The organism is Bradyrhizobium sp. th-b2 (assembly GCF_000426785.1).
Lineage (GTDB): Bacteria > Pseudomonadota > Alphaproteobacteria > Rhizobiales > Xanthobacteraceae > Bradyrhizobium > Bradyrhizobium septentrionale.
The window spans coordinates 355,468-368,654 of record NZ_AUGA01000004.1 but is presented as its reverse complement, the minus strand read 5'-3'; the positions used below and the strand labels follow the sequence as shown (position 1 = coordinate 368,654).

Here is a 13,187-nt window from a genome sequence, read left to right as displayed (position 1 = left end):
CGAGCAAGTAGCGTGCCGAATGGACCTTTACGCCAAAGCCCAGACCCTGGGAATCCAGACCGAGTATATCGATGGTAGCGGTCACCGCCGTGTGACAACCCGCGAGGCGCTCACCGCGATCCTCGACGCGTTGCCGCCCCAGCCGCCGCGGCGGATCGTCGCCGATCCGGTGGTCATCCGCGCCGGCCACGGCACCCGAGATGGCGGGCGAACACAGCTCTCGGAGGCGGCCCAGCTGCCGGTGCGCTGGAAGATCATGAATGGCACCGGCGTCCTCGCGCAAGGTGAGACGCGTGAGCGGAGTGTGACGTGGCCGTCCGGTCTGGGCGAAGGCGTGCACCGGTTGCAGCTATCCGACGCATCGGGCAGCGAGGAGCTGCCGCTCCTGGTGGCTCCGGAAGGCGCGTTCGGCGGCGAGTTCGATCGCTGCTGGGTGATCGCGGTCCAGCTCTACGGCGTGCGGTCATCGCGCAACTGGGGCATCGGCGACTTCACCGATCTCGAAGGCCTGCTCGCATTCGCCCGCCGGCTCGGTGCCGACGGCATCGGGCTCAACCCACTGCATGCGCTGTTCGACGACCGGCCCGGCGATTGCAGCCCATATTCGCCGAACAGCCGGCTGTTTCTCAACGCGCTCTATATCGACGTCGAGAAGATTGCCGAATTCCGCATCGATGCGGAGACGCAAGCCGCGCTGGCGCACCTGCGCTCCCACGACATGGTCGACTATGTCGGCGTGGCGGCGCTGAAATGGCGGGCGCTGCGGGCGGCCTTTGCCGCCTTCAAGGCCAACCCCGGGCTCGGCCGCTGGCAGGATTTTGAGGATTATCGCAAGGAGCAAGGCGCGCTGCTGACGCGCTTCGCCTGCTTCGAGGTGATCAGGCACAAGCTCAACACGCCGTGGTGGGAATGGCCGGACGAATGGCGGCAGCCCAATGACTCCGCCTGCAGCAAGCTGCATCGCGCGCGCGACTCGGCCGCCGAGGTCGAGTTCGTCGAATTCGTGCAATGGACCGCGGACCGCCAGCTCGGCGCCTGCCAGGCGCTCGCGCACAAGCTCGGCATGCGGGTCGGGCTTTATCTCGATGTTGCGGTCGGCGTGCAGTCGGATGGCTTCGACGCCTGGAACGAGCAGACCGCGATCTCGCGCCATCTCGGCGTCGGCGCGCCGCCGGACCCGCTCAACACCGCGGGTCAGGACTGGGGACTTGCCGGCTTCAACGCCGCGGGCCTCGAACAGCGCGCCTTCGAGCCATTCAGGCAGATGTTGCGCGCCTCGATGCACCATGCCGGCGCGATCAGGCTCGACCATGCCTTCGGGCTCAAGCGGCTCTATCTGGTGCCACGCGGCTTCGGCCCGGCCAATGGCGCCTATGTGCTGATGCCGTTCGAGGCGCTGCTGGCGGCGACCGCGCAGGAGAGCACAGCCAACCGCTGCGTCGTGATCGGCGAGGACCTCGGCACCGTCCCCGAAGGCTTCCGCGAGCAGATGAACGGCTGGGGCGTCTGGTCCTATCTCGTGATGATGTTCGAGACGGACGACCAGGGCGTCTTCCGCAATGCCGACTATTATCTGCCGAACGCACTGGTCACCTTCAACACCCACGACCTCTCGACCTATGCCGGCTGGCGCTCGTTCAGCGACCTCAAGACCAAGCGCGCGCTCGGGATCGATCCCGGCGAGACCGACGAGGGGCGCTGGCACGCGCTCGGCCAGCTCGACGAGGTGCTGCGCCGGCACGACATCCACAGCCACGATTTCTGTTCGGTGGCGAGCTTCCTGGCGCGGACGCGATCGCGGATGATGGCGGTGTCGATGGAGGATCTGCTCGGCATCGTCGATCAGCCGAACATCCCGGGCACCGTCTACGAGCATCCGAACTGGAAACGGCGGCTGCCGGTCTCGCTTGAGCATCTCGCGTCGGCGATCGACATCGACGCGCTCAAGCGCGCAACCCGGGAACGGTCGCACGCCTGACAACGCGGAGCACGGCGCGTGGCTTCTCGGATCGAAGACTACGGACTGATCGGGGACTGCGAGACCGCGGCGCTGGTCGGCCGCGACGGGTCGATCGACTGGCTGTGCTGGCCGGCATTCGATTCCGACGCCTGCTTCGCGGCGCTGCTTGGCACGCCGAGGAACGGCCGTTGGCTGCTGGCGCCCGCCGGGGAGATCAGGCGGACCTCGCGCCGCTATCGGGATGATACGCTGATCCTGGAGACGCGGTTCGAGACCGAAGGCGGCGTGGTCGACCTGATCGACTTCATGCCGCCGCGCGGCCACGCCTCCGACGTGGTGCGTCTGGTTCGCGGCATCAGCGGCCGCGTCAGGATGCATATGGAGCTGGTGATCCGCTTCGGCTTCGGTGTCGATGTCCCCTGGGTGAAGAAGAACCCCGACGGCGAGGGGCTGCTGGCGATCAGTGGCCAGGACATGACGGTGTTGCGCACGCCGGTCGAAACCCGCGGCAAGGATCTGACCACGATCGCCGATTTCGAGGTCGGCGCGGGTGACACCGTGCCGTTCGTGCTGACCTACGGAGCGTCCTATCGGCCGGTGCCCCAGCCGATCGATCCCGAGGCGGCGCTGAAGGATACCGAAGACTACTGGAAGGAATGGTGCAGCCGCTCGACCTATGACGGCGGCGATCAACGCGACCTCGTGATGCGCTCGCTGATCACGCTGAAGGCGCTGACCTTCAGGCCGACCGGCGGCATCGTCGCGGCGCCCACCACCTCACTGCCGGAAAAGCTCGGCGGCGCGCGCAACTGGGACTACCGGTTCTGCTGGCTGCGCGACGCCACCTTCACGCTGCTGGCGCTGATGAATTCGGGCTACACCGAGGAGGCCGCGGCCTGGCACAATTGGCTGCTGCGGGCCGCGGCCGGCGCGCCCGCCAATATGCAGATCATGTATGGCATCCTGGGGCAGCGGCGCCTGCTGGAATGGGAGGCCGGATGGCTGCCCGGCTATGAAGGCGCGCAGCCGGTCCGCGTCGGCAACGCCGCGCATGCGCAACTGCAGCTCGACGTCTATGGCGAGCTGATCGATGCCTTCCATCAGTCCCGCATGGCCAAGCTGAAGCTCGACGAGGAGAACTGGTCGCTGGAATGCACCGTCGTCAATCATCTCGCCGAGGTCTGGGACCAGCCGGATCACGGCATCTGGGAGCGCCGCGACCAGCCAAGACATTACGTGTTCTCCAAGGTGATGTGCTGGGTCGCCTTCGACCGCGCCATCAAGAGTGCCGAGCGGTTCGGCTTCAAGGCGCCGCTGCTGAAATGGCAGGTGCTGCGCGAGGCCATCCATCGCGATGTCTGCCAACGGGGCTTCGATCCCGGCCTCAACAGCTTCGTCGAGAGCTATGGCTCAAGGCTGCTCGACGCCAGCCTGCTGCTGCTGCCGTCGGTCGGCTTTCTGCCGCCAGCCGATCCGCGCATCCGCGGCACGATCGAGGCGGTCGAGCGGCACCTGATGCGCGACGGCTTCGTGCTGCGGCACGATCCGCGCGAAGTCTCCGATGAGATCCAGCCGATCGAGGGCGCGTTCCTGGCCTGCAGCCTGTGGCTCGCCGACGCCCATGTGCTGGCGGGCGATGTCGACAAGGCGCAGACCATGTTCGACCGCGTGGTGGCGGTCGCCAACGATCTCGGGCTCCTGGCGGAGGAGTTCGACAGCGGCGCCGGCCGGCAGACCGGCAATTTCCCGCAGGCGCTGACCCATATCGCGCTGATCAACACCGCACACAATCTCAGCGACGCCCGGGCGGCCGCCGAGAAGCCGGCGGTGCAGCGGTCGACCTGATCGTGGCTTTTGCTTTGCGCATTAACGGCCCATCGTCAGCACCACATCCATCGCCCGGGCGAAACCGTCGTGCTCGTTGGTTTCGGTCACATGCGTGGCGCGTGCCTTGACGTCATCGCTGGCATTGCCCATCGCAAAGGAGACGCCGCTTCTCGCGAACATCGGCAGATCGTTCTGCATGTCACCGATCGTGGCGACATTCTCGAGCGACACGCCAAGGCGTTTCGCGATGCCCTCGACGAAGGTGCCCTTGTCATGACCGGGCGGGGTGACGTCGAGATAGTAGGTCTGCGAGCGGACCGCGGTCGCATCATTGCCGACCATCTGCTGCATTTCCGCCTCGCAGCGCTGCAGCAGGGCGGCATCCGAACTCGCGCCGACGATCTTGCAGGCCTGGCCGAGATAGGGCGTGAAGTCGTCGACGATGGTCGGATCGTGCTTGATGGTGTGCTGCTCGTGGGCGGTGTACTCGCCGTTGGGATTTCGCGTCAGCCAGCGATCGTTGGTGAACAGCCAGATGTCGACGCCATAGTTGCGCAACAGGTCGACGCAGCCTTTCGCCGTCGCTGCAGGGATCAAATGCTGCTCGAGCGGCTTCATTTGCGGATCGACGATCGAAGAGCCGTTGAAGGCGCCGATCGGCTGCGTGATCGCGAGCGGCGCGACCAGGAAGCTCATCCCGATCGTCGGGCGGCTGGAGACGATGGTGAAGCCGATGCCGGCCTCATGCAGCCTGCGCACCGCCGCCCTGGCGTCGTCGGTCAGGGTCTTGGTCTTGGTGAGCAGCGTGCCGTCGACATCGGACACGACAAGGGCGATGCGGGTCATGGGCGATCCAGCTTCAGTTGACTGACAATGTCTTCGATGATGGCTTCGACCGAGCGGTCGATCGCAACCGTGATCGGGCGTTCATCCGGCGTCGGCGGCTCCAGCGTGCGGAACTGGCTGGCGAGGAGCCCCGGCGGCATGAAATGGTCCTTGCGTGCGGCGAGCCGCGCCGCGATCAGCTCCTGCGTGCCATCGAGAAAGACGATGCGGACATCGTCGCGGCCATGCAGCAGGATGTCGCGATAGGCGCGCTTCAGCGCGGAGCAGGCGATCACGGCACGTTCGCGGACGCCGCAAATGCGATCGATCTCATCGGCGATCGCGCGCAGCCAGGGCCAGCGGTCCTCGTCGGTGAGCGGCTGGCCGGAATGCATCTTCGCGACATTGCTTGGCGGATGAAAACTGTCGCCATCCTCGAAGCGCCAGCCGATCCTGATCGCGAGGCGATCGGCGATGGTGCTCTTGCCCGAGCCGGAGACGCCCATCACGACCAGTGCGCAGGGGTTTTGCCCGTCAGCCAAGACAGTCACCCAAGAAAATCCTCCGGCAGCGCGGCGTGATCTATCAGCCAGACGGTTTCGCCCTGCGATCGCGCGCGGTTTGCCGGCAGGTTCTCGCCCGCGAACAGGCGCGTCAAGATCGCGCGCTTGCTTTCGCCTGCTACCTCGAACAGAATCTCGCGGCAGGAGGCGAGGGCGGGCAAGGTCAGCGACACGCGCGGCACGAACGGCTCGACATTGGCCTTGGGCACGCCGACCACCCAGCGCCGGGTTTCCTCGACCGCAGGGTAGCCGGGAAACAGCGAGGCGGTGTGGCCATCGGGCCCGATGCCCATCAGCACCAGGTCGAACAGCGGCCGCGCCGGATCGAGCTGCTCGGCGCCGTAGAACGCCATCAGCTCGTTCTCATACAGCGCCGCGCTGACGTCGGGATCCCTGAGGTCGGCAGTGTCGGTTGCGATCGGGTGCACATTGGCGGCCGGGGCACAGCGGTCGAGGAAGGCCTCGCGCGCCATGCTCATATTGTGCAGCTTGTCCTTGCGCGGCACCAGGCGTTCGTCGCCGATGAACCAGTCGACGCGGTCCCATGGAATCCTCTCACGATAATCCGGCGTCGCCAGCAGTTGGTAGAGCGCCTTGGGGCTGGAGCCGCCGGTGAGACATACCGCGATCCGGCCGCTGTTCTCGGCAAGCCTCGCGATCACCCGTTCGGCGGCGGCATGCGCCAGTGCCGCCGGATCGGCGACTGTGATGATCTTGCGCTCGCCGCCGGTAGCCATGATCAGCCGAGCTTCCGCCAGCTGCGGCCGTCGCGCGTCAGTAGCGCGTTGGCGGCCTCCGGGCCTTCGCTGCCGGCCTTGTAGGGTTGCAGGCCGCGCCCGCCGGCGCTCTTCCAGGCGTCGAGGAAGGGCTGCACTGCCTGCCATCCGGCCTCGACGCTGTCGGCACGCTGGAACAGCAGATTGTCGCCGATCATGCAGTCATAGATCAGCGTCTCGTAGCCGGTCGACGGCTCGGCCTTGAAGTAGTCCTTGTAGCGGAACTTCATCTCGACGCCGTCGATATTGATGGTCGGGCCCGGCACCTTGGTGTTGAACTGCAGCTCGATGCCTTCGGTCGGCTCGGTGGAGATGACCAGGTAATTCTGCGACAGACGGTCGACCGCCGTATCGCGGAACATCGCGAACGGCGCCTGCTTGAACTTGATCGCGATCTCGGTGCGCTTGCTGGTCAGCGCCTTGCCGGTGCGCAGGTAGAACGGCACGCCGGCCCAGCGCCAATTGTCGATAGTCAGCTTCAGTGCGGCATAGGTCTCGGTCGAGCTGCCGGGCTTGACGTCAGGTGTTTTGAGATAGTCCTCGATCTCGGTGTCGCCGATCCGGCCGGCGCGGTATTGGCCGCGCACCGAATTGGACAGCGCCTCCTGCTCGCTCTGGGTCTGGATCGCGCTCAGCACCTCGGCCTTCTCGGAGCGTACGGCGTGGGCATCGAAGCGCGCCGGCGGCTCCATCGTCACCAGCGACAGCAGCTGGAACAAATGGTTCGGCACCATGTCGCGCAGCGCGCCGGTGGCGTCATAGAAGCTGCCGCGATGGCCGACGCCGAGCTTCTCGTCCACGGTGATCTGGATGTGGTCGATGTGGTTGCGATTCCAGATCGGCTCGAACATGCCGTTCGCAAAGCGCAGCACCAGGATGTTCTGGACGGTTTCCTTGCCGAGATAATGGTCGATCCGGTAGATCTGGTGCTCGTCCATCAGCTTCAGCAGCGCGGCGTTCAGCGCCTTGGCCGATGCCAGATCGGTGCCGAACGGCTTCTCGATGATCAGCCGCCGCCAGGCGCCGTTCTCCTCCAGCATGCCGGTGCGTCCGAGCTGTTCGCTGATCGGCAGGAAGGCGCTCGGTGGAGTCGCGAGATAGAACAGCCGGTTGCCGCCGGTGTCGCGCGCCGTCTCGAGCCTGTCGAGCCGTTCGTTCATGGCATCGAACGACGCAGGATCGCGCGGATCGGCCTCGACCGAGGTGACACATTCGAACAGCCGCTTCGCGATCGCCTCATCCACCGGGCGGGTGGCGAATTTGCGAAGGCCCTGCATCAGGCTGTCGGTCAGCTGCTCGCTCGACATCCCCTTGCGGACAATGCCGACGACGCAGAATTTGTCCGGCAACAGATTGCCTGCGGCAAGATTGTAGAGCGCCGGGACGACCAGCCGGTGTGTCAGATCACCGGTAGCGCCGAAGATGATGAAGGAGCAGGGATCGGGTTTCTTCTGCACGTGACCTTCCGCGGTTATGTTCCAGAGCCCCCGTTCCGATTGAATCGGAACGGGGGCTCCAGGTTCTGGTTTTGACGCGTTTTCTTCACGCGAACCGGTGCCCATCCCGCATCAAATGCGGGACAGGCTTCGCTCGAAAACGCTCTAAGCCTTCTTCGGCGGCTCCTTGTGGCCGCCGAAACCTGCGCGCATCGCCGAGAGGATCTTCTCCGCGAAGGTGTGATCCTTGCGCGAGCGGAAGCGGGTGTAGAGCGCAGCCGTCAGCACCTCGGCCGGCACCGCCTCATCGATCGCGGCATTGACGGTCCAGCGGCCTTCGCCGGAATCCTCGACAAAGCCGGAATAATTGTCGAGCGTGTGGTTGTGCGCCAGCGCCGAGGCGGTGAGGTCGAGCAGCCAGGACGGGATCACGCTGCCGCGCCGCCAGACTTCCGCGATGTCGGCGATGTCGAGATCGAACCGATGCTCCGGCGGCAACGCCTCGATATTGGCGTTCTTCAGGATGTCGAAGCCTTCGGCATAGGCCTGCATCAGGCCGTATTCGATGCCGTTGTGGATCATCTTGACGAAATGGCCGGCGCCGACAGGACCGGCGTGGATGTAGCCCTGCTCGATCCTGGCATCACGGCCCTCGCGGCCGGGGGTGCGCGGGATGTCGCCGTTGCCTGGCGCCAGCGTCTTGAAGATCGGGTCGAGCCGATCGACCACGCCCTTGTCGCCGCCGATCATCATGCAATAGCCGCGCTCGATGCCCCAGATGCCGCCGCTGGTGCCGACATCGACATAGTGCAGCCCGCGCTCCCTGAGCGCCTTGCCGCGGCGGACGTCGTCCTGCCAGAAGGTGTTGCCGCCGTCGATGATGACGTCGCCGGGCTGCATCAGCTTTGCGAGCGCGTCGATGGTGGTTTCGGTGATCTTGCCGGCCGGCAGCATCACCCAGGCGGTGCGCGGCGGTTCCAGCTTGAGGACGAAATCCTCCAGCGACGAGGCGCCGGTGGCATTGTCCGCCACCAGCGCCGCGACCGCCTTGGGATCCTTGTCATAGACCACAGTGGTATGGCCCTGGGTCATCAGGCGGCCGACGATGTTGCCGCCCATCCGCCCGAGGCCGATCATGCCGAGTTGCATCCTCGCCTCCGTCAGTTCAACGCAGCCGAGATCGCGGCGTCGAGCGCCGCGAGCCCGGAGGCGAGGTCGCCCTTGAGATGCACGCGCAGTGCCCGCCGGCCGCGCTCGGTGAGCACGTCGAAATCGCCGCGCGCCTGCGCCGCCTTGATCACGCCGAAGCTCGCTTTCTGGCCGGGCACCGGCAGGTCCTGGGCATCGTCGGTCGTGACCTGCAGGAACACGCCGCTGTCGGGGCCGCCCTTGTAGGCCTGCCCGGTCGAATGCAGGAAGCGCGGGCCGAACTCGGCGCAGGTAGCGAGGTGCTTGGCATCGCGGACCTTCAGCCGCATCGCCTGCATGGCGTCGATGGTGTCGCCGTCGCGCTCGATATAGGCGAGCAGCGCGACATAGTCGCCGCGGCCGGAGCGCGAGAGATGGGCCTTGATCCAGGAATTGAGGTCGCCATTGGCGCCGGCCTTGCGCAGATCCTCGGCGTTCTGCGCATCGGTGTAGAGATCGACCCCGTCGGCGGACACCACCGGCTGCTCGGCCGGCAGCGATCCGGTCTTCTCGAAGGCTGCCGTCAGCTCGCGCGTCTTGATCTTGGCGGCCTCGACATCGGGCTGGTTGAACGGGTTGATGCCGAGGATGGAGCCTGCCACCGCGGTCGCGATCTCGAACCGGAAGAACTCCTGGCCGATATGGTCGATCGACTTCATCACGATGCGCACGACGGGATGACCCGCGGCCTCCAGCGCGGCGAGTTTTCTCTCATGGGCAGCATCGTGCTCGCCCTCGGTGCGCAGGTCGATGAAGAAGCGGTCGTTGCCGTAGACCGCGGCGTCACCGATCGTCTCGCCCTCGATCGGGATCAGGCCCTTGCCGTCCTTGCCGGTGGATTCCGCGATCAGCTGCTCGGCCCAGGCGCCGAAATCGGCGACGTCAGGCGAGGAGAAGATCGTCACCTTGTCGCGGCCGTCGAGCCCGGCGATGCCCATCGCAAGCCCGAGCTGCACGCCCGGGTTTTCCTGCGGCGGCACGTCGGCCCCGCAGGAGCGCACCATGGCGAGGGTATGGCCGAGCAGGCTGCGGACGTCGATGCCTGCGGCGGCCGCCGGCACCAGGCCGAACGGCGACAGCACGGAATAGCGGCCGCCGATCGCAGGATCCCCGTAGAAGATACGGGCGAAACCCTGCTTGATCGCGACCTTCTGCAGCGATGAGCCTGGATCGGTCACCGCGATGAAACGATGGCCGGCCAAATCCTTGCCGATCGCCTTGGCCACCCGATCGAAGAAATAGTCCTTCATCACGTTCGGCTCGGTGGTGCCGCCGGATTTGGAGGAGACGATGAATAGCGTCCTGGAGATGTCGACATACTCCTCCATCGCGCGCACCTGCGCCGGGTCGGTGGAGTCGAGCACGTGCAGCCGCGGGAAGCCTGTGCGGTGCGGGAAGGTTTGCGCCAGCACCTCCGGCCCGAGGCTCGATCCGCCCATGCCGAGCACGACGGCGTCGGTGAAGTTCTGCCATTTCACGCGCTGCGCGAAATCCTCGTAGTCGGCCACATCGGCAGAGGCCGCACTGGTCAGCCAGCCCAGCCATTTGTTCTCGTCGTCGCCGGTCCAGACCGACTTGTCCTTCTGCCACAGCCGTCGGATCTTGGCCGAGGCGCGCCATTCCTCCGCGCTCTTCTCGACCGCCTTCTCGATCGTGGCGCCGAGTACGAGCTTCTGGTGGTCGATGCCGCCGCCGAGCGAGGTCGCGCGCTTGTGGGCAACCGCGCCGTAAAGCTTGTCGGCCGCATCGGCGAACAGTTTGACGCCGTCCTTGACCAATTCCTCGGTGATTGCATCGAGCGAGATGCCGGACTTCTCCAGCTCCTCCAGCACGTGACGGGCGTCGTCGACATTCTCCTCGAGGCTGTCGCGCACCTTGCCGTGATCGCGGAACGCGTCGAGCGTTGCCGGCGGCACGGTGTTGACGGTGTCGGGGCCGATCAGCTCCTCGACATAGAGCACGTCGCTGTAGTCCTTGTTCTTGGTGCCGGTGGACGCCCACAACAGCCGCTGCGGCTTGGCGCCCTTGGCCTTGAGCTTGTCCCAGCGCGCGCCCGAGAACAGGCGCTTGTAGTCCTGGTAGGCGAGCTTCGCATTTGCGATCGCGACCTTGCCCTTCAACGCCGCGAGCCGCTCCTTTTCGTGCGGATCGTTGGCCTTCGCGATCTTCTCGTCGAGCTGCTTGTCGACGGCAGAGTCGATGCGGCTGACGAAGAAACTCGCGACGCTTGCGATATGGGAGGGGTCGCCGCCCTTGGTGACGTATTTTTCCAGGCCCTTGAGATAGGCCTCCGCGACCTGGCGGTAGACCTCCTGCGAGAACAGTAGCGTGATATTGATGCTGATGCCTTCGCCGATCAGATACTCGATCGCAGGCAATCCCTCCGGCGTCGCCGGCACCTTGACCATCAGGTTCTTGCGGTGGACGTCCTTCCAGAGCCGCTCGGCCTCCGCGATCGTGCCCTTGGTGTCCATCGCGAGATAGGGCGACACTTCGAGGCTGACGAAGCCGTCGCCGCCGTGGCTTTTGTCGTAGACCGGGCGCAGCACGTCGGCGGCGTGCTGGATGTCCTCGACCGCGAGATGCTCGAACAGGTCGGCGACCGAGCGGTCGCCCTTCTTGAGGGCCTGGCCGATCGCGCCGTCATACTCGTCCGAGCTGCCGATCGCCTTCTCGAAGATCGAGGGATTGGACGTCACGCCTTTGACGCCGTCGGTCTCGATCAGCCGCTTCAGGTCACCCTTGGCGACGAAGCCGCGGGCGAGGAAGTCCAGCCAGACGGCCTGGCGGTGATTTTCGAGTGCTTTGACGGGGTTCATGGGTGCCTGTTCTCGTTCGATCGAGGGTCGATTTTTGGGTTCCCGGGCAGCTTTCGGGGGTAGAGACGGATTGTCAACATGAGGTGGAGCCCGGGCGGAATATCGGCATTCCCAAGGGATAACGCCATTCACAACAGTTCGATCCCTTCTCGATCCCTTCTCGATCCCTTCGCGTTCCCTTGGGAGGCGGTCCGAGCAGACCCTGATCTCGGCACATTTTTATGACGCGTTGCGGCGCATGGCCGCGCGTCAGGGCCGCAGGTAGAGGTAGCCTTGGGATTGCAGCTCGGCGAGGCGGACCACGCCGCCGCGCTCGGCGGCGACGAAGCCCGCGAGCAGGTCCTTCAGGCCGATGTTCTGTGATTTCATGGTGTTGCGGCAGGCGGCGAGCTCAATTCCGGACCTCGTGAACTGCCCGACGCTTTGCCAGGTCGGGGTTGGCTGTGGCCGAATGAACCGCCTTCAGCGTCTGGCCGTGCACCACCAGCGCGATCGTCACATTGTCCGGGCCGCCGACGCCGTCGAGATGGTTCTGGATGTTGCCGATCACGAAATTGACCTTGTCGAGGTCATCGAGGTGATAGACCACCTTCAGCTTCTGCGGCGGTGCCGCGGTGGCGGCGTTCGCCAGTGACGCCGCAAAAGACGGCGCCGATCGCCGAGAGGGTGCCCCACAGAATGCTGCGTCGGTGCATGGCGTCCCTCGCGCTGATGTTGTTGATTTGGTGTTTTCGACTTGGTGTTTTCGGCTTGGGCAAGCCCATCACTTGTGGCGGAGCGCAGCGAGTTCCTGGCGGTCGGTCACAAGTTCGGCGCATTCGCTCGAGTTCGCGCGGTCGACGCGAAAGATCTTGTCGTCGGCGCCTGCGAACAGCGCTTCGCGCGCGTCGTCGTCGGGCTTGTCGCGATTCCACACCATGATGCGGCCAAGGATGCGGCCAAGCCGCGCGATCGCGGATTTGTTGTCCTTCGACAACGCCACGGTGATGCCGCCGCCCTCACAATCCACGTCGCATTCGAAGCGTACCTCGTGGCCGGACTCGGTTGCGATCGCGTGGTTGCAGCCGCTGGAGTCGAAATTGCCGGGGCGGTGGCGGTAGGTGACGCCGAGCCGGAATGCGTAATTGGTGGTCTTGTCCTCCGGCGCGTCTTCGGCTGACACCAGAAGCTTCATCGCGCTGACCTTCTGCTTCGGGTGCTGCGCCAGATGATTTGCATCGTAGCGCCGCACGAAGCAGGCATAGGCTTTCGCGCCGGGCGGGCCGGCGAACATCCTGTTGTCGAAGGCCGCCGCCGTCGCCTTGTCGACGGCTTCCTGCGTCTGGGCGGTTAACGCCGCGCCGGCGCAGGCCGCGGCTGCGAGTGCGACAACAAGGAACGTCCGCTGCATGACCGTCTCGGGAATATGCCGTGCCTCCAAGGTGTCACATCTAGGCGCGGCAATGGTGCCGCGCGGAACTGCGCGGGCTCGTTGCCTTAGTCGCGGCGACAACGAGGCACGTTCAACGCTGTCTGACAGATTGTTCATGCAGCTTGTGAGGCATGCATCTTGACGCCAAGGCTGGACGGTCACACCTTTTCAGGGAGGCTAACGTTCATCGCCGGACGGGGAAGTTGCCCCGCTCGGATATCCGCCTCGGAGGCCTGGGCCCCGGTAAACCACGGATGTTGCGGAGGCGCTACAACCGTCAAAAACAGGCTACCGTCGGGGGATATTGATGAACCATTAAGCTTCCTGCCTGTTGATAAGGCAGAGGCTGCACGCGCCGTGCATTGCCGAAGTGAGTCGGTCG

At 65.4% G+C, this 13,187-nt stretch carries 9 protein-coding genes and 1 pseudogene; 2 read left to right on the top strand and 8 right to left on the bottom strand.

The annotated features are described in order from the left end of the window. Positions 1 to 19 precede the first annotated feature (19 nt). Together malQ and K359_RS0109075 are read left to right on the top strand one after the other, a co-directional pair. Complete coding sequence (malQ, locus tag K359_RS0109080; RefSeq protein WP_029079069.1) at positions 20 to 1,978, top strand: 4-alpha-glucanotransferase; 1,959 nt, start codon at positions 20 to 22, stop codon at positions 1,976 to 1,978. 18 nt (positions 1,979 to 1,996) lie between these two features. Further along, a complete protein-coding gene (locus K359_RS0109075) occupies positions 1,997 to 3,805 on the top strand; it encodes a glycoside hydrolase family 15 protein (protein ID WP_029079068.1) in 1,809 nt (602 codons plus the stop codon). 21 nt (positions 3,806 to 3,826) lie between these two features. Here K359_RS0109075 and K359_RS0109070 read toward each other — a convergent pair whose 3' ends face one another. The 8 genes and pseudogenes from K359_RS0109070 to K359_RS0109035 form a co-directional block, all read right to left on the bottom strand. Continuing rightward, entirely contained in the window at positions 3,827 to 4,633 is an 807-nt protein-coding gene (locus K359_RS0109070; protein ID WP_029079067.1) for a Cof-type HAD-IIB family hydrolase, read from the bottom strand. Continuing rightward, positions 4,630 to 5,118 (bottom strand): gluconokinase, encoded by a 489-nt coding sequence (locus K359_RS0109065; protein ID WP_156928426.1) that lies wholly within the window; start codon positions 5,116 to 5,118, stop codon positions 4,630 to 4,632. Before K359_RS0109065 ends, K359_RS0109070 begins: the two co-directional genes overlap by 4 nt. A 41-nt stretch (positions 5,119 to 5,159) precedes the next feature. After that, positions 5,160 to 5,912: a 6-phosphogluconolactonase gene (pgl, locus tag K359_RS0109060; RefSeq protein WP_029079065.1), complete on the bottom strand. Its 753-nt coding sequence runs from the start codon at positions 5,910 to 5,912 to the stop codon at positions 5,160 to 5,162. Between the two features lie 2 nt (positions 5,913 to 5,914). Beyond that, positions 5,915 to 7,408, bottom strand: coding sequence for a glucose-6-phosphate dehydrogenase (gene zwf / locus K359_RS0109055; protein ID WP_245284550.1), 1,494 nt, complete (start codon positions 7,406 to 7,408; stop codon positions 5,915 to 5,917). Between the two features lie 144 nt (positions 7,409 to 7,552). Then, a complete protein-coding gene (gnd, locus tag K359_RS0109050; protein ID WP_029079063.1) occupies positions 7,553 to 8,536 on the bottom strand; it encodes a phosphogluconate dehydrogenase (NAD(+)-dependent, decarboxylating) in 984 nt (327 codons plus the stop codon). 11 nt (positions 8,537 to 8,547) lie between these two features. After that, positions 8,548 to 11,394 (bottom strand): bifunctional transaldolase/phosoglucose isomerase, encoded by a 2,847-nt coding sequence (locus tag K359_RS0109045; RefSeq protein ID WP_029079062.1) that lies wholly within the window; start codon positions 11,392 to 11,394, stop codon positions 8,548 to 8,550. Positions 11,395 to 11,643: 249 nt separating this feature from the next. After that, positions 11,644 to 12,089: pseudogene (locus K359_RS66155) on the bottom strand (DsrE family protein). Positions 12,090 to 12,157: 68 nt separating this feature from the next. After that, entirely contained in the window at positions 12,158 to 12,784 is a 627-nt protein-coding gene (locus tag K359_RS0109035) for a hypothetical protein (protein WP_035976373.1), read from the bottom strand. Positions 12,785 to 13,187 lie beyond the last annotated feature (403 nt).